The organism is Pseudoxanthomonas sp. PXM04 (assembly GCF_014851695.1).
Lineage (GTDB): Bacteria > Pseudomonadota > Gammaproteobacteria > Xanthomonadales > Xanthomonadaceae > Pseudoxanthomonas_A > Pseudoxanthomonas_A beigongshangi.
Genome location: NZ_JACVAG010000007.1, coordinates 329,258 through 345,651 on the forward strand (window position 1 = coordinate 329,258; position 16,394 = coordinate 345,651).

Below are 16,394 nucleotides of genomic sequence, written 5' to 3' on the forward strand. Positions count from 1 at the left end.
CCGAGTGCACGATGATCGAATGTCGACGATCAGGACAACCGCCGGGCGATGCCGATCATGGCTGCGGCAACAGGGACGGCTTATTCCGCCGACCACTGGAAACACAGCAGGAAGCCATCCGGATCGCTGACGTACAACTGCTTCATCCCATACGGCGCCACCTTGGGGGGCTCCACGTCGACACCGCGCTCCCGCAACTGCCGGTAGGCCGCGTCCGGATCGGGGCAACCGAAGTAGAGGCAGACGTCGCGGTGCTGCGACCGGCGCTGTGGATCCGGCGATGCCGGCCGGTCATCCGCCTCGTATGCCGTGTTCAGCATCAGCTCCGCCTCGCCCAGCCGCAGCAATCCCCAGTCGAACCGGTCGCCCTCGCGTGCCGAGGTCTGGACGATCTCGAACCCCAGCACGTCGCGATAGAAGCGGACCGAGGTCGGCATGTCGAAAACCTGCAGCAAGGCGCACACGCCACGCACTTCGATGCTCATGATGTTCTCCAGCGGCGGTCATGTCCGTGTTCCCGGCGGCGGACGAGCGGGACCGGTCCGCGGACGGTGGCGTCGCAGTATCGCACCGTCCGCGGCGCAGCATTCTGCTAGATTCACCGGCCTCCCGACACGCTGGTGTCCGCATGACCCGCATCGCCGTCGTCTCCGACATCCATGGCAACCTCGCCGCACTGGAGGCGGTGGCGTCGGACATCCACCGCCGTGACGTGGCGCGGGTGGTCAACCTGGGCGACAACCTGTCCGGGCCGCTGCTGCCGCTCGAAACCGCCCGCTTCCTGATGGACTCCGGCTGGCTGTCGCTGGCCGGCAACCACGAGCGCCAGATCCTGGAACTGCTGCGTGACGGGCGGGGCGGGGAATCGGATCGCCACGCGGCCTCGCAACTGGGCAAGGCGGAACTGGACTGGCTGCGTTCGCTGTCGCCATGCGTGCATGTGGACGACGCGTTGCTGCTCTGCCACGGCACTCCGCGCAGCGATTGCGAACACCTGCTGGAAACGGTGGTGGGGCCGGGGACGCGGATGGCCTCGGCGGAGGAAGTGGTTCGGCGCCTGGCGGGCGAAACCGCTCCCGTCATTGCGTGCGGACACACCCACGTGCCGCGCGCGCTGCGTACGCCGGCCGGGCAACTGCTCTTCAATCCCGGCAGCGTCGGCCTGCAGGCGTATCGCGACGATCATCCTGTGCCCTATGTGGTCGAAAACGGTTCACCGGATGCGCGCTACGCGATCCTGGAGAAGGGCGCGCACGGTTGGCAGGTGGAGCACATCGCCTTGCCCTATGACCACCTCGCGATGGCCCGGCTGGCGCGCAAACGCGGGCGACCGGAATGGGAACGAGCGCTGCTGACCGGCTACGTCCCGGAGTGATGTGGCCCGCTCTCAGGGCCGGACGCGCGACACCCGGCTGATGCCGATGCCTGCGGCTCCCTGCAGGGTCGCCAGCGCGAGATCACGCAGGCGCGGGGTGCGCGAGGCCACGCCGTCACGGGGGATTTCCAGCGCGTATTCGCGCGCGTGCGCATCCATCGCGGTCGCCAGGATGCAGGCGTCGGCGGCGATGCCGGTGAGCACCAGCCGGCGCACGCCCAGTTTCGCCAGCAAAAGCGCCAATGGGGTGCACAGGAAGGCCGAATGCTTGGGCTTGAGGACGTAGTAGTCCTCGGGTCCCGGGCGCAGGCGTTCGGCGATTTCGGCGCCGGGCGCGCGCGGATGCGCGCAGATCGCGACGAGTTCCTTGAAGTCGGCCTGCCAGTGCATGAAATTGTCGTTGACGTAGACGACCGGCGCGCCGGCCTGGTGGAAGCGCTGCTTGAGCGCCTGCAGGCGACGCGCCAGCGGCCGGGCCTGGCGCGCCAGGGCCGCACCGCCCGGAAAGTCGAACAAGTTGATCATGTCGATGATCAGCAGCGCGGCGGGCGCAGGCGGAGTGGAAAGGCGCGAAACCAAGCGGTGTCTCCGGTGGCATCTTCCCGCAGCATCGTTCGGGCGATGCCAGCGGCACGTGAAGGCGCGCGCTTTTCACCCGTCCGTGATGGTGCCGACCCTAGGTTGGAAGCACACCCGCATGGAGAGTAGGGCATGCACCGTAGCCGCCTGGCACAACTGGTCATCGATTGCCGGCAGCCGGAACTGGATGCCGCGGCCGGGTTCTGGTCCGGCGCGCTGGGCCAGCCATGGCGGCGCCTGCCGGATCCGGACGATGGCCATTATCGACAGCTCGACACCGCGCCCGGCCAGCCGGGCATCCTGTTGCAGGCGGTCCGGCATCCCAGCCGCGTCCACCTGGACATCGAATCGACCGACGTGGAAGCAGAAGTGCGCCGGCTGGAAGCGCTCGGCGCGCGGCGGGTCGCGCAGGTCCGGGACTGGTGGGTGATGCAGGCGCCGACCGGACACCGCTTCTGCGTGCTGCGCCAGCAGCGCGACGACCTGCCGAAAGAAGGCCATCGATGGCCATGAACCGGCGACGCACGCTGGCCGTGGCGACATTCAACGTCAACGGCATCCGCACCCGCCTGCCGCATCTGATCGCATGGCTGCGGCGGGAGACGCCGGACGTGGCCTGCCTGCAGGAACTAAAGGCGGTGGACGAGGGGTTCCCGCGCGCGGAACTGGAAGCGGAGGGTTATCACGCGCGCTGGGTGGGCCAGCGCTCCTGGAATGGCGTGGCGGTGCTGACCCGCGGCGAAGCGTCCACGGAGGTGCGCCGCAGCCTGCCGGGCGATCCCGGCGACAGCCACGCGCGCTATCTGGAAGTCGATGCCTTCGACCTGCGCGTGGCCTGCCTGTACCTGCCCAATGGAAATCCACAACCGGGACCGAAGTTCGACTACAAGCTCAAGTGGTTCGATCGCTTCATCCGCCACGCGCGCAAGCTGTACGCGCTGGAACAGCCGGTGGTGATGGCCGGCGACTACAACGTGGTGCCCACCGACGAGGACATCTACAACCCGCGCTCCTGGCGAAAGGACGCGTTGCTGCAACCGGAAAGCCGGGAGCGCTACGCGAAGCTGCTGGAGACGGGCTGGGTCGACGCGCTTCGCGAGCGGCATCCGGAGAAGCGCGTCTATACGTTCTGGGACTATTTCCGCCAGCACTGGGAGCGCGACGCCGGACTGCGCATCGATCACCTGCTGCTGAATCCGCCGGCCGCCATGCGCCTGAAGGAGGCGGGCGTGGACCGCTGGGTGCGCGGGCTGCCCAAGCCCAGCGATCACGCGCCGACCTGGATCCGGATGACCCGGCCCGCCAAACTGCGGAAAAAGGCCGGCGCCTGAAACCTCAGACCTGGCGCGCGTTGAAGCGGACCTGCCCGATCTCCGAACGCGGCGGCGCGCCGAACAGGCGCTTGTATTCGCGGCTGAACTGCGAAGGGCTCTCGTAGCCGACCCGATGCGCGGCGGCGACCGCGTCGATGCCGTCGGCCAGCATCAGCCGGCGCGCCTCGTGCAGGCGCAGCTGTTTCTGGAATTGCAGCGGCGAGAGCGTGGTGACCGCCTTGAACTGGTGATGCAGCGACGAGGTGCTCATGTGCACGGACTGCGCCAGTTCCTCGATGTTGAGCGGATGCAGGAAGCGTTGGCGCAGGTGCGCGACCGCGCGCGAGATGCGGTGCGAGCGGGTGTCGGCGGCGGCGATCTCGCGCAGGCTGTGGCCGAGGTCGCCGACCAGCACGCGGTAGAAGATCTCGCGGATCGCCAGCGGCGCCAGCACCGGCAGATCCGCCGGGGTGTCGAGCAGGCGCATCAGCCGCAGTACCGCGTCCAGTAATGGCGTCGTCACCTTGGCGGCGTAGAGTCCGGGGTCCAGGCGGTTGGATGTGGGTTGCGGGCCGGCGTCCAGCATCAGCGAGGCGATCACCGCCGGGTCGATGTCCAGGCGCAGCGACAGGTAGGGCTTCTCCGGCGTGGCTTCGATGACCTGGCCGATCATCGGCAGGGTCACCGACACCACCAGGTAGTTGAGCGGGTCATAGCGGTAGGTCTGCCCGGCCAGGGTCGATTCCTTGCTGCCCTGGGCGACGATGCACAGGCGCGGTTCGTAGACCGTGGGAATGCACGGTGTGGGCGAATTGCGCCGCATCAGGTGCAGTTGCGGGATGACGGTGGCGTGGCTGCCGTCGGAGGTTGCCAATTGGGCAATCCGATCCGCCAGTTCGGCCTTCGCCGCGCAGGTCGCGCGCTGGGCGAGGGTATCCGCGGAAGTATTGGCGCTCATGGCGATGCGTGGGGGTGGGGGTAGGCCGATTATTCGGAACCCGGCGCGGCGGTGCAAAGCCCGGGCGGCGGTTTTGCAGAAATAGGCAAGCATTGGACAGCAATGTACTAACCAGTGTGCCGATGAGCCGACTAACGTAAAGGCCCCCCACCGGATGAGGCGCCCGCGCGCCTCGCGACGCGGGTCGGTGCCCGCTCGCCAGCGGCGCCGCCCGCGTACCGGCTTCCCCCGCCGTTGGAAGCACGCCCCATGTGGATCGTCCAGTACGCGCTCAACCGTCGCTATACCATCGGGGTGCTCGCCATCCTGATCCTGCTGTTCGGCACCCTGTCGGCCCGGCGCATGCCGACCGACATCCTGCCCGAGGTCGGCATTCCGTCCATCAACCTGGTCTGGACCTACAACGGCCTGTCGGCCGCGGACATGGCCGCCAAGATCACCACCTTCTCCGAGGCGGCCATCCTCAACACCGTGGATGACCTGAAGGAAGTGCGCTCGGAAACCATCAACGGCGCCAGCATCATCCGCATCGATTTCCAGCCCAACGTCAGCCTGGACCGCGCGCTGGGCCAGATCACCGCGGTGTCGCAGACCATCCTGCGGCGCATGCCGCCGGGCACTTCACCGCCGCTGGTGGTGCGCAACAACGTGTCCAGCACGCCGGTGCTGCAACTGGTGCTGTCGTCGGACTCGCTGACCGAAGCGCAGCTGTACGATTACGCGCGCCTGCAACTGCGCTCGCAGATCCAGACCATTCCCGGCATCCGCATGACGCTGCCCTACGGTGGCGCCGCGCGGCAGGTGATGGTGGACCTGAATCCGTCCGCCTTGCAGACCTACGGCCTGACCCCGTCCGACATCACTGGCGCGCTGGAGCGCGGCAGCCCGACCCTGCCATCCGGTTCCATCCGCGAGGGTGCGCGCGAACTGCAGATCTCGCTCGACGCCAGTCCGGCTTCGGTGCAGGAATTCCTCGACCTGCCGGTCGCCACCCGCAACGGCGTCGTGCTGTACGTGCGCGACGTCGCCTCGGTGCGTGACGGCGGTGCGTTGCAGACCAACGTGGCGCGGATGGACGGTTCCAGCGCGGTGTCGGTGGCGCTGATCAAGCTGGGCGGCGCCTCGGCGGTGGAAATCGTGCGCGCGGTGCGCGAGCGGCTACCGGAAATCGAGGCCTCGGCGCCGCCGGGCATGCGCATCGCGCCGATCTTCGATCAGTCGGTGTTCGTCGACAATGCCATCGCCTCCATCCAGCACGAGGCGGTGCTGGTCGGCCTGCTGGTGGCGCTGGTGGTGCTGGTGTTCATCGGCTCCTGGCGTTCCAGCCTGATCGTGCTGTCGGCCATCCCGCTGGCGCTGCTGGCCAGCGTGGCGATGCTGGACCTGCTGGGCTACACCTTCAACGTGATGACCCTCGGCGGCCTGGCGCTGGCGATCGGCATCCTGGTCGACAACGCGGTGGTGGATGTGGAGAACACCAACCGCAACATCGCCCTGGGCAAGGACGTGCGCACGGCGATCCTGGACAGCGCCCGCGAGGTGGTGTTCCCCGAGTTCGTCTCCACGGTCTCCATCTGCATCGTGCTGACGCCGATCCTGCTGATGACCGGCCTGTCGGCGTGGGTGTTCACCCCGCTGGCGCTGGCGGTGATCTTCGCGATGATTGCCTCGTTCCTGCTCTCGCGCACCTTGATCCCGGTGTTGTGCTACCTGCTGCTGCCGGCCGACATCCGCAGCCGCGAAAACCCGCGCTGGGCGCCAGAAAAACTGCTGCTGGGCATCAACCACAGGGTCGAGCACACCCTGGATGCGCTGCGCGACCGCCATCACGCGCTACTGGTGCGGCTGGGCCATCACGGCGGCGTGCTGGCGATCGCCGCGCTGCTGGTGGTCGCGGTGGGCGTGGGCGCCGGCGCGCTGCTGGGACGCGAGTACTTCCCGCAGGTCGATGCCGGCCAGCTGCGCCTGCAGGTGCGCATGCCCTCGGGCACGCGGCTGGAGCAGACCACCCAGCGGCTGACCGAAATCCAGCGCGAGATCCGCCGGATCATCCCGGCCGGGGAATTGCAGACGGTGTACGAACAGATCGGCGTGCCGGACGCGATCAACCTGTCGCTGGTGGACAGCGCGGTGGTCGGATCGTTCGAGGCCGAGCTGATGCTGCAGCTGCGCTCGCCGCATGCGCCGACCCGCGACTACCTGGCCCAGATCCGCCAGCGCATGGCCGAGCGCTTCCCCGATGTGAAGGTATTCGAGCGTCCGCCGGACGCCACCAGCCGGACCCTGGCCGGCTCGGCCGCCGCCGCCTTCGAGGTGCGCCTGATCGGGCGCGACGTGCCCGGCAACCTGGCGCTGGCGCGGGAAGTGGAAAGCCGCCTGCGCCAGGAACCGGGCGCGGTCGACGTGGCGCTGCGGCAGATCCTGGATCTACCCGAGTACCGCGTGCACATCGATCGCACCCGCGCCGCCCAGCTGGGCCTGGACGCGCAGCAGGCCAGCCGCGCGGTGCTGTCGGTGCTCGGCACCTCCGGCACGGTCACGCCGGTGTACTGGACCGACACCGTCAACGCGATCGCCTACACCGTGCAGGTGCAGGCGCCGCCGGCCAGCCTGCCCGATGCCGAAACCCTGCTGAACATGCCGCTGCGGATCGGCGGGGAAGGGCAGGCGGTCCTGCTGCGCAACATCGCCACCGTCACGCCGCGCAACGTGCCGGCCAGCATCGCCCGTACCACGCTCGCGCCCACCGTCAGCGTGCTGGCGAACGTGCAGGGCACTGACCTGGGTTCGGTGTATTCGCGCCTGACCCGCATCACCGCCGACGTGCAGGCGCGGATGAAGCCGGGCAACCGGATCGAAATCACCGGCCAGGCCGGCGAGATGCAGAGCGCCTACGGTGAACTGGCCGGCGGTCTGCTGATGTCGGCGGTACTGGTATTCCTGGTGCTGGTGATCAACTTCCAGTCGTGGATCCAGCCGCTGGTGGCGATGTCCGGCCTGCCGGTCGCGATCGCCGGCGCGGCGATCGGCCTGTTCGTCACCGGCACGCCGCTGAGCGTGCCCGCGCTGATGGGCCTGATGATGGTGATCGGCGTGTCCACCGCCAACAGCGTGCTGGTGACCAGCTTCGCACGTGGCCTGATCGCCGACGGCCACGATCCGGAACTGGCCGCGTACGAATCCGCCGCCGTGCGCCTGCGCCCGGTGCTGATGACCGCCAGCGCGATGGTGCTGGGCATCATCCCGATGGCGATCGGACTGGGCGACGGCGGCGAGCAGAACGCGCCGCTGGGCCGCGCGGTGATTGGCGGCCTGCTGTTCGGCACCCCGGCCACGCTGGTGCTGGTGCCCTCGATCCTGGCCGTGGTCGGCCGCCGGCAGAAGCGACGCGCCGAAGCCGCGCGGGCCATCGATATCTCCGATGTTTCCTCCCCCACCGCCACCGGCGACGCTGCCGGTGCAGGAGTCTCCCCATGAAGACCGTTCCCGTTACCGGCCTGTTGCTGGCCGCCGCCGTCGTGGCCGGCATCGCCACCCTCAGCGGCTGCGGCCGCAGCTCCGCCGCCACCCAGCCCGCAACCGCCGTGCCGGACGTGTTGACCACTCCGGCCAAGGCCGCGGACCCGCAATCCGAGTTGAGGCTGCCGGCGCGCGCCGAAGCCGGCGAGTCGGCCAAGCTGTATGCGCGCGCCACCGGTTTCGTCAGCGAGCGCCGGGTGGACCTCGGCGATCACGTGAAAGCCGGCCAGGTGCTGGCGACGATCGCCACCCCGGAAGTCGATCAGGCGGTGCGCGAGGCCGCCGCGGATCTGGAACTGGCGCAGGCCAACCAGGCGCTGGCGAAGGCCAACTTCGATCGCGCCGACGTGCTGGTCGGATCCGGCGCCATCTCCAGGGAACTGCACAGCGAACGCCTGGCAAGCCTGAGCGCCGCGCGCGCGGCCACCTCGGCGGCGCAGGCGCGCCTGTCCAGTGCCCGCGAGCGCCAGGGCTTCCAGGTGGTGCGTGCGCCGTTCGACGGCGTGGTGGTGGCGCGCAATGTCGAACGCGGTGATCGCGTGGTCGGCGATTCGGCCTCGGCGACCTTGCCGATGTTCGAGGTCAACGCGCTGGATCCGCTGCGCATCGTGGTCGACGTGCCGCAGAACGCGGCCTTGCAGGTGCGTCCGGGCATGGCCGGGCAGATGCGTTTCCTGGAACTGGCCGATCAGGCGTTCGAGGTCGAAGTGGTGCGCAGCGCGCAGAACATTTCCAGCAGCGTCGGCGCGATGCGGATCGAATTGCGCCTGCCCAATCCGGAAGGGCGGATTCCCGCCGGCATGCTGGGTGAAATCGGCCTGAAGGTGCCGCGCGCGGTGCCAGCGGTGCTGGTGCCCGTCTCGGCGGTGACGCAGGACGCCGGCGGCGCGCAGGTGGCGGTGGTCGGCGGCGACGCGCTGCTGCAGTTCCGCAAGGTCGTGCTGGGCCGCAACCTGGGCAACGAAGCCGAAGTGCTCTCCGGCCTGAAGCCGGGCGAACAGGTCGTCCTGGCCCCCAACGCCATGCTGACCGCCGGCCAGAAGGTCACGGCCAAGGCCAATGTCGTGAAGAAGTAACCTCCACCATTCTTGCCTTTGTGGGAGCGACGTGAGTCGCGATGACGGAGCCGGGAAAAACGCACAAAAGCTCGCGACTTACGTCGCTCCCACAGTCAAACGGAAGGATGCGCCAACGCTCGCTCCGCCTGGGCCGATGGTCACGGCCAGGGTCAATGCGATGAAGACGTGACGCCAGCCAAAGTACCCCTTGTGGGAGCGACGTGAGTCGCGATGACGGAGCCGGGAAAAACGCACAAAAGCTCGCGACTTACGTCGCTCCCACAGTCAAACGGAAGGATGCGCCAACGCTCGCTCCGGCTAGGCCGACGGTCACGGCCAGGGTCAATGCGATGAAGACGTGACGCCAGCCAAAGTACCCTTGTGGGAGCGACGTGAGTCGCGATGACGGAGCCGGGGAAAACGCGAAAAGCTCGCGACTTACGTCGCTCCCACAGTCAAACGGAAGGATGGGCCGACGCTCGCTCTGGCTGGGCCAATGGTCACGGCCAGGGTCAATGCGATAAAGACGTGACGCCAGCCAAAGTACCCCTTGTGGGAGCGACGTGAGTCGCGATGACGGAGCCGGGAAAATCGCGAAAAGCTCGCGACTTACGTCGCTCCCACAGTCAAACGGAAGGATGGGCCGACGCTAGCTCCGGCCGGGCCAATGGTCACGGCCAGGGTCAATGCGATGAAGACGTGACGCCAGCCAAAGTACCCCTTGTGGGAGCGACGTGAGTCGCGATGACGGAGCCGGGAAAATCGCGAAAAGCTCGCGACTTACGTCGCTCCCACAATCAGCTGGTAAGGAGCACTGACACTCACTTCATCGTCGGCATGACGAATTCGGCGTGGCGGGGTTCTTCGGGCCAGCGGGCGGTGATGGTCTTCAGGCGGGTGTAGAAGCGCACGCCGTCCGGGCCGTGCACGTGCAGCGGGCCGAACAGCGAGCGCTTCCAGCCGCCGAAGCTGTGGAAAGCCATCGGCACCGGGATCGGCACGTTGATGCCGACCATGCCGGCCTGCACCTGGTGGGCGAATTCGCGCGCCGCGCCGCCGTCACGGGTGAACACCGCCACGCCATTGCCGTACTCGTGTTCGTTGACCAGCCGCAGCGCGGTGTCCAGATCCGGCACCCGCACCACGCACAGCACCGGACCGAAGATCTCCTCGCGGTAGATGCGCATGTCCGGGGTGACGTGGTCGAACAGGCAACCGCCGAGGAAGAAACCGTTGCCGGCGCCTTCCACCGTCACCCCGCGTCCGTCCACCAGCAGCGTGGCTCCCTCGGCCACGCCCAGGTCGACATAGCCGCGCACCTTGTCGCGGTGCGCGCCGGTGACCAGCGGCCCCATCTCGGTGTCCTGGGCGCCCGGGCCAATCTTCAGCGCGGCGACTTTCGGCGCCAGCCGTTCGATCAACGCATCGGCGGTGTGATCGCCTACGCACACCGCCACCGAGATCGCCATGCAGCGTTCGCCGGCGGATCCGTAGCCGGCACCCAGCAGGGCGGCAGCGGCGCCATCGAAGTCGGCGTCGGGCATCACCACCATGTGGTTCTTGGCACCGCCCAGTGCCTGTACCCGCTTGCCGTTGGCGCTGCCGCGCGCGTAGATGTATTCGGCGATGGGGGTGGAACCGACGAAACTCACCGCCTGCACGCGCGGATCGTCCAGCAGCGCATCGACGGCTTCCTTGTCGCCGTGTACCACGTTGAACGCGCCATCCGGCAAGCCGGCCTGGCGCAGCAGTTCGGCCAGCATCAGCGAGGCGGACGGATCCCGTTCGGATGGCTTGAGTACGAAGGTGTTGCCGCAGGCCAGCGCCACCGGGAACATCCACAGCGGCACCATCGCCGGGAAATTGAACGGGGTGATGCCGGCGACCACGCCCAGTGGCGCGTACTCGCTCCAGGAATCCACGTCGCGGCCGACGTTCATCGAATGCTCGCCCTTGAGCAGATGCGGAATGCCGCAGGCGAACTCCACCACTTCCAGTCCGCGGGTCACTTCGCCGCGCGCGTCCGACAGCACTTTCCCGTGTTCGTAGGTGATGCGCAGCGCCAGTTCGTCGGCGTGGCGTTCCAGCAGTTCCTTGAACCGGAACATCACCCGCGCGCGGTTGAGCGGGGTGACCGCGCTCCAGGCCGGGAACACCGCCTGCGCGGCCTGGACCGCGGCACCGACTTCCGCCGCCGATGCCAGCGGCACGTGCGCCGACACCTGTCCGCTGGCCGGATCGAAGACCTCGCCGTGGCGGCCGCTGGTGCCGGCCGCCGGCTGTCCGTTGATGAAATGGTGCAGGAGTTCGGTCATGGGGGATGTCTTGGGAAGCGGATCAGCCCAGCGCCTGCGCCGCCGGCACATAGGGATAGCCGAGATCCTCGGCCACCGCCTTGTACGTCACCGTGCCGGCGTACACGTTCAGGCCGTTGAGCAGGTGGGGATCGTCCAGCAACGCGCGCCGCGCGCCCTTGTTCGCCAGCTGCACGGCGAAGGGCAGGGTGGCGTTGGTCAGGGCGAAGGTGGAGGTGCGGGCGACGCCGCCGGGCATGTTGGCGACGCAGTAGTGGATGACGCCATCCACTTCGTAGGTCGGATCCTGGTGGGTGGTGGGATGGCTGGTCTCGAAGCAGCCGCCCTGGTCGATGGCCACGTCCACCAGCACCGAACCCGGACGCATCAGCTTCAGCTGCGAGCGCGATACCAGCTTGGGCGCGGCCGCGCCGGGAATCAGCACCGCACCGATCACCAGGTCGGTGTACGGCAGGCGCTCCTCGATCGCGTCGTGGGTGGAGTAGATGGTGGTCAGGCGATCGCCGTACAACTCGTCGATGTACTTCAGGCGATCGATGGAGCGATCCAGAATGGTCACGTGCGCGCCCAGCCCCATCGCCATGCGCGCGGCGTTCAATCCGACCACGCCGCCACCGATGACCAGCACTTCCGCCGGTTTCACCCCCGGTACCCCGCCGAGCAGGATGCCGGATCCGCCCTGCGCCTTTTCCAGCGCATGCGCGCCAGCCTGGATCGACATGCGCCCGGCCACTTCGCTCATCGGCGCCAGCAGCGGCAGGCCGCCGCGGTGGTCGGTGACGGTCTCGTAGGCGATCGCGGTGACGCCGGACGCGACCAGCGCCTTGGTCTGTTCCGGATCCGGTGCCAGGTGCAGGTAGGTGTAGAGGACCTGGCCGGACCGCAGCATTGCGCACTCCACCGGCTGCGGCTCCTTGACCTTGATGATCATGTCGGCGCGGCGGAAGATTTCCTCGGCGCCGGAGACGATTTCCGCTCCCGCTTTCGCATACTGTTCGTCGGTCAGGCCGATCGCCTTGCCGCCGTCCTTCTGCACCATCACCTGATGGCCATGGGCGATCAGTTCGCGCGCACCGGCCGGGGTCAGGCCGATGCGGTACTCATGGTTCTTTATTTCCTTGGGAACGCCGATCAGCATGTTTCTCTCCGTTGCGTGAGGATGGATGCGCGTGGGGAGCGCCGGGGCGTGGTCGGGAAGCGGGAACTGGAGCAGGGGATCAGGCAGTGGTGCGGATGATATCGGCCAGGGTGGCGAAGATGCGATCGATGTGGCCGCGCTCGGCGATGAGCGGCGGCGACAGCGCGATGACGTCGCCGGTGACCCGGGTCAGCAGGTTGCCCTCGTGGAAGGCGCGATTGAACACGTCGTAGGCGCGGGCGCCCGGCGCGCCGGCCCGCGGCACCATCTCGATGGCGCCGACCAGGCCGAAGTTGCGGATGTCGGCGATGTTGGGCAGTCCGCGCAGGCCGTGGATGGCGTCTTCCCAGTAGTCGCCCAGTTCCAGCGAGCGCTCGAACAGGTTCTCTTCCGCATAGGTGTCCAGCGTCGCCAGCGCGGCGGCGCAGGCCAGCGGATGGCCGGAATAGGTATAGCCATGGAACAGGTCGATGGCGTTGTCCGGACCGTGGGTGAATACGTCGTGGATCTTCTCCGAGACGAACACCGCGCCCATCGGTACGCAGCCGTTGGTCAGGCCCTTGGCGGCGGTGATGATGTCGGGAGTGACGTCGAAGCGCTGCGCGCCGAATGCGCGGCCCAGGCGGCCGAAGCCGGTGATGACCTCGTCGAAGATCAGCAGGATGCCGTACTTGTCGCAGATCTCGCGGATCCGGCGCAGGTAGCCATCCGGCGGGATGATCACCCCGGCCGAGCCGGAGATCGGTTCGATGATCACCGCGGCGATGGTGGAGGCGTCGTGCAAGGCGACCATCCGCTCCAGATCCTCGGCCAGTTCGATGCCGGACGGCGGCAGTCCGCGCGAGAACGCGTTGCGCTCCAGGTCCAGCGTATGGCGCAGGTGATCCACGCCCGGCAGCAGGCTGCCGAACCACTTGCGGTTGTTCGGCAGGCCGCCGACCGAGATGCCGCCGAAACCAACGCCGTGATAGGCCTTCTCGCGGCCGATCAGGCGGGTGCGCTGGCCCTCGCCGCGCGCACGGTGGTAGGCCAGCGCGATCTTCAGTGCGCTGTCGACCGATTCGGATCCGGAGTTGGTGTAGAAGACATGGTTGAGATCGCCCGGCGTCAGCTCCGCCAGCCGCTCGGCCAGCACGAACGGCAGCGGCGAGCTCATCGAGAAATTGGGCGCGAAATCGAGCGTCTCGATCTGCTTCTTCACCGCCTCGACGATGCGCGGCCGCGCGTGGCCGGCGTTGCAGCACCACAGACCCGAAGTGGCATCGAGAATCTCGCGGCCATCGACCGAGCGGTAATGCATGCCGGAGGCGCTGGCGAGCAGGCGTGGCGCCGCCTTGAACTGCTTGTTGGCGGTAAACGGCATCCAGAACGCATTGAGCGATTCCGGCGCCTGCAGGGCCTGGGTCTCGTAGAAATCCGCCAGTGCGCGGGAGGAGGAGGGGGCGTCGGCGCTCATGGCGGCTCCTGGCTGCGGGGGTAGGGCCGCAGCTTACCGCGTTGAATAAACTTTACAACTGCCGTTGGTAGCCCCGATGGCGGTTCGGGAGCCCTTGAAGCAAAGGCAACGGCTTTCGCGCCTGCGGGCGCGAGTCACTTTCTTTGCTTGTGCAAAGAAAGTAACCAAAGAAAGCACACCCCCTCAGGCGCCGCCCGACCCGCTGCGCGGGCCGGGTTCGCAGTCCAGGCGGGCATTTCGGGAAGGCACATCCCTGTGCCTGCCCGAAACGGCGCGCGTCCTGCGCGCCGCCCCTTCGGGGTATTCGCCCGCCCGGCCTGCCGGCTTCACGGGGGACCGAAAGGCAGGAGCAAAGGCAAAAGCGCGTGCGGCCAATCAAATTGACGCCCTTCTCACCAGGTGTAAAGTATCCGCAACATCCGCCACCGGTACGCCCACGGGAAATGGACATCGGCGCCCGCCTGCAACTGGTCCGCAAATCCAAGCACCTCAGCCAGCGCGAGCTGGCCAAGCGCGTGGGCGTCACCAACAGCACCATCTCGCTGATCGAACAGAACAAGGTCAGCCCCTCGGTCAGCTCGCTGAAGAAGGTGCTGGACGGCATTCCGATCTCGCTGGCCGATTTCTTCACCCTGGACCTGGAAGCCGGCCTGCCGGACAACCCGTTCTACGGCGTGGAGGATCTGCCGGACGTGGGCAGCAATGGCGTGCACTACTTCCTGGTCGGGCAGCACCGCCCGCAGCGGCAGATGTGCATCCTGCGCGAGGTGATGCCGGCCGGCACCGACACCGGCGAGACGATGCTGCGCCACGACGGCGAAGAGGGCGGGGTGATCATCGCCGGACAGGTCGAGGTGACCGTCGGCGACCAGGTCCGCGTGCTCGGCCCCGGCGAGGCGTACTACTTCGAGAGCCGGGTGCCGCACCGTTTCCGCAACGTGGGCGAGGGCGATGCGGTGATCGTCAGCGCGAACACGCCCGCCACGTTCTGATTCCATCGCCGTCGCCCGCGCGGCGACGGTATCGCACCCCCTTCCCCCAGGAGCCGACGATGAATGCACCCCGCACCCGCGAAGACTGGCTGGCGATGGCCGCCGGTCTGTCCATCCGCAGCCAGGCCTTCATCGACGGCCGTTACGTGGACGCGACCAGCGGCAAGACCTTCGACTGCGTCAGTCCGATCGACGGGCGGGTGCTGGCGAAGGTGGCCGAGGGCGGAAGCGAGGATATCGATCGCGCGGTGGCGGCGGCGCGCCGCAGCTTCGAGACCGGCGCCTGGGCCAACGCGAAACCGACCCACCGCAAGAAGGTGCTGCTGAAATTCGCCCGGCTGATCGAAACGCACGGCGATGAACTGGCGCTGCTGGAGTCGCTGGACATGGGCAAGCCGGTCACCGATGCGCGCCAGGTGGACGTGGCCGCGACGATCCGCTGCGTGAGCTGGACCGGCGAGGCGCTGGACAAGGTGTACGGCGAAATCGCCGCGACCGGCCCGGACGAACTGGGCCTTGTGACCCGCGAGCCGCTGGGCGTGGTCGGCGCGATCGTGCCGTGGAATTTCCCGATGCTGATGGCGGCGTGGAAATTCGCGCCCGCGCTGGCGACCGGCAACTCGATCGTGCTGAAGCCTTCGGAAAAATCGCCGCTGAGCGCGATCCGGCTGGCCGAACTGGCGATGGAGGCGGGCATTCCCGCCGGCGTATTCAATGTGGTGCCCGGTTTCGGCAAGGAAGCGGGCGAACCGTTGGCGCTGCACATGGACGTGGACGGGCTGGTGTTCACCGGCTCCACCGCGGTCGGCAAGCGCCTGTTGCAGTGCGCCGGCCTGTCGAACATGAAACGCGCCTACATGGAGTGCGGCGGCAAGAGCCCGAACCTCGTGTTCGCCGACGCGCCGGATCTGGACAAGGCGGCCGAGGCCGCGGCCGGCGGCATCTTCTACAACCAGGGCGAAGTCTGCACCGCCGCCTCGCGCCTGCTGGTGGAGCGCGCGATCAAGGACGAGTTCGTCGCCCGCGTGGTCGAGGCGGGACGGAAGATGCAGCCGCGTCATCCGCTGGACCCCGGTGCGCCGATGGGCGCGATGGTGGACGAGAGCCAGACCAACCGCGTGCTCGGCTATATCGAGAAGGGCGTGGCCGAAGGCGCCAGGCTGGTGCTGGGCGGCGGGCGCGCCGAGGTGGTGTCCGGCGGCTGCTACATCGAACCCACGGTGTTCGACGGCGTGGCCCACGAGCACACCATCTCGCGCGAGGAAATCTTCGGCCCGGTGCTGTCGGTGATCGCCTTCGACAACGAGGAACAGGCGCTGCGCATGGCCAACGACACCGAGTACGGCCTGGCCGCCGGCGTCTGGACCCGCGACATCGCCCGCGCCCACCGCGTCGCCCGCAAGCTGCGCGCCGGCAGCGTGTGGGTGAACTATTGGGACGGTGGCGACATGACCGCACCGTTTGGCGGCTACAAGCAGTCCGGCAACGGCCGCGACAAATCGCTGCACGCCTTCGACAAGTACACCGAGATCAAGGCGACCTGGATCAATCTGGCGGATTGATACAGCCAAAAAACATGTTTCCCTGTGGGAGCGAAGTGAGTCGCGATGCTTTTGCTCCGCATACGAGAGACTTTGCGGATCGCTGCGAGTTTCGCGACTGACGTCGCTCCCACAAGGAAGTTCCTCGGA

At 67.8% G+C, this 16,394-nt stretch carries 13 protein-coding genes; 7 read left to right on the plus strand and 6 right to left on the minus strand.

From position 1 onward, the window contains the following. Positions 1–80: 80 nt before the first annotated feature. On the minus strand, positions 81–485 hold the full coding sequence (locus IB228_RS18020) for a VOC family protein (protein ID WP_192199418.1): 405 nt from the start codon (positions 483–485) through the stop codon (positions 81–83). Between the two features lie 143 nt (positions 486–628). Here IB228_RS18020 and IB228_RS18025 point away from each other — a divergent pair, with 143 nt between their 5' ends. Beyond that, complete coding sequence (locus IB228_RS18025) at positions 629–1,375, plus strand: metallophosphoesterase family protein (RefSeq protein WP_192199419.1); 747 nt, start codon at positions 629–631, stop codon at positions 1,373–1,375. 12 nt (positions 1,376–1,387) lie between these two features. Here IB228_RS18025 and IB228_RS18030 read toward each other — a convergent pair whose 3' ends face one another. Further along, positions 1,388–1,954 (minus strand): isochorismatase family cysteine hydrolase, encoded by a 567-nt coding sequence (locus IB228_RS18030; RefSeq protein ID WP_225562522.1) that lies wholly within the window; start codon positions 1,952–1,954, stop codon positions 1,388–1,390. A gap of 132 nt (positions 1,955–2,086) precedes the next feature. On the opposite strand from IB228_RS18030, the gene IB228_RS18035 reads away from it, so the two are divergent. After that, the gene (locus IB228_RS18035; protein ID WP_183637892.1) at positions 2,087–2,467 is read left to right on the plus strand and encodes a VOC family protein; all 381 of its coding nucleotides are present in this window, start codon (positions 2,087–2,089) and stop codon (positions 2,465–2,467) included. Beyond that, entirely contained in the window at positions 2,464–3,285 is an 822-nt protein-coding gene (gene xth, locus IB228_RS18040; protein ID WP_225562523.1) for an exodeoxyribonuclease III, read from the plus strand. Before IB228_RS18035 ends, xth begins: the two co-directional genes overlap by 4 nt. Positions 3,286–3,289: 4 nt before the next feature. On the opposite strand, the gene IB228_RS18045 is transcribed toward xth, so the two are convergent. Then, positions 3,290–4,225, minus strand: a complete 936-nt coding sequence (locus tag IB228_RS18045) for an AraC family transcriptional regulator (RefSeq protein WP_183637886.1) — start codon at positions 4,223–4,225, stop codon at positions 3,290–3,292. Between the two features lie 249 nt (positions 4,226–4,474). On the opposite strand from IB228_RS18045, the gene IB228_RS18050 reads away from it, so the two are divergent. Further along, positions 4,475–7,702 (plus strand): efflux RND transporter permease subunit, encoded by a 3,228-nt coding sequence (locus tag IB228_RS18050; RefSeq protein ID WP_183637883.1) that lies wholly within the window; start codon positions 4,475–4,477, stop codon positions 7,700–7,702. Further along, positions 7,699–8,820 (plus strand): efflux RND transporter periplasmic adaptor subunit, encoded by a 1,122-nt coding sequence (locus IB228_RS18055; RefSeq protein WP_183637880.1) that lies wholly within the window; start codon positions 7,699–7,701, stop codon positions 8,818–8,820. Before IB228_RS18050 ends, IB228_RS18055 begins: the two co-directional genes overlap by 4 nt. 803 nt (positions 8,821–9,623) lie before the next feature. Here IB228_RS18055 and IB228_RS18060 read toward each other — a convergent pair. From IB228_RS18060 to IB228_RS18070, 3 genes are all read right to left on the minus strand, one after another. After that, a complete protein-coding gene (locus tag IB228_RS18060) occupies positions 9,624–11,117 on the minus strand; it encodes a CoA-acylating methylmalonate-semialdehyde dehydrogenase (protein ID WP_192199421.1) in 1,494 nt (497 codons plus the stop codon). Positions 11,118–11,139: 22 nt separating this feature from the next. After that, positions 11,140–12,255: an alanine dehydrogenase gene (gene ald / locus IB228_RS18065; RefSeq protein ID WP_183637874.1), complete on the minus strand. Its 1,116-nt coding sequence runs from the start codon at positions 12,253–12,255 to the stop codon at positions 11,140–11,142. Between the two features lie 79 nt (positions 12,256–12,334). Continuing rightward, positions 12,335–13,711 carry an aspartate aminotransferase family protein gene (locus IB228_RS18070; protein ID WP_192199422.1) on the minus strand — a complete coding sequence of 459 codons (1,377 nt, stop codon included), beginning with the start codon at positions 13,709–13,711 and terminating at the stop codon, positions 12,335–12,337. Between the two features lie 443 nt (positions 13,712–14,154). Here IB228_RS18070 and IB228_RS18075 point away from each other — a divergent pair, with 443 nt between their 5' ends. Together IB228_RS18075 and IB228_RS18080 are read left to right on the plus strand one after the other, a co-directional pair. Further along, on the plus strand, positions 14,155–14,703 hold the full coding sequence (locus IB228_RS18075; protein WP_183637868.1) for a cupin domain-containing protein: 549 nt from the start codon (positions 14,155–14,157) through the stop codon (positions 14,701–14,703). 59 nt (positions 14,704–14,762) lie between these two features. After that, the gene (locus IB228_RS18080) at positions 14,763–16,265 is read left to right on the plus strand and encodes an aldehyde dehydrogenase (protein ID WP_192199423.1); all 1,503 of its coding nucleotides are present in this window, start codon (positions 14,763–14,765) and stop codon (positions 16,263–16,265) included. The last annotated feature ends 129 nt before the right edge of the window (positions 16,266–16,394 follow it).

Excerpts from the sequence above, each read along its gene's own strand:
- IB228_RS18025 (WP_192199419.1), top strand. The coding sequence starts at position 629 with ATGACCCGCATCGCCGTCGTCTCCGACATCCATGGCAACCTCGCCGCA.
- xth (WP_225562523.1), top strand. The coding sequence starts at position 2,464 with ATGAACCGGCGACGCACGCTGGCCGTGGCGACATTCAACGTCAACGGC.
- IB228_RS18075 (WP_183637868.1), top strand. The coding sequence starts at position 14,155 with ATGGACATCGGCGCCCGCCTGCAACTGGTCCGCAAATCCAAGCACCTC.
- IB228_RS18080 (WP_192199423.1), top strand. The coding sequence starts at position 14,763 with ATGAATGCACCCCGCACCCGCGAAGACTGGCTGGCGATGGCCGCCGGT.
- IB228_RS18020 (WP_192199418.1), bottom strand. The coding sequence starts at position 485 with ATGAGCATCGAAGTGCGTGGCGTGTGCGCCTTGCTGCAGGTTTTCGAC.
- IB228_RS18070 (WP_192199422.1), bottom strand. The coding sequence starts at position 13,711 with ATGAGCGCCGACGCCCCCTCCTCCTCCCGCGCACTGGCGGATTTCTAC.
- IB228_RS18055 (WP_183637880.1), top strand. The coding sequence starts at position 7,699 with ATGAAGACCGTTCCCGTTACCGGCCTGTTGCTGGCCGCCGCCGTCGTG.
- ald (WP_183637874.1), bottom strand. The coding sequence starts at position 12,255 with ATGCTGATCGGCGTTCCCAAGGAAATAAAGAACCATGAGTACCGCATC.
- IB228_RS18050 (WP_183637883.1), top strand. The coding sequence starts at position 4,475 with ATGTGGATCGTCCAGTACGCGCTCAACCGTCGCTATACCATCGGGGTG.
- IB228_RS18060 (WP_192199421.1), bottom strand. The coding sequence starts at position 11,117 with ATGACCGAACTCCTGCACCATTTCATCAACGGACAGCCGGCGGCCGGC.
- IB228_RS18035 (WP_183637892.1), top strand. The coding sequence starts at position 2,087 with ATGCACCGTAGCCGCCTGGCACAACTGGTCATCGATTGCCGGCAGCCG.
- IB228_RS18045 (WP_183637886.1), bottom strand. The coding sequence starts at position 4,225 with ATGAGCGCCAATACTTCCGCGGATACCCTCGCCCAGCGCGCGACCTGC.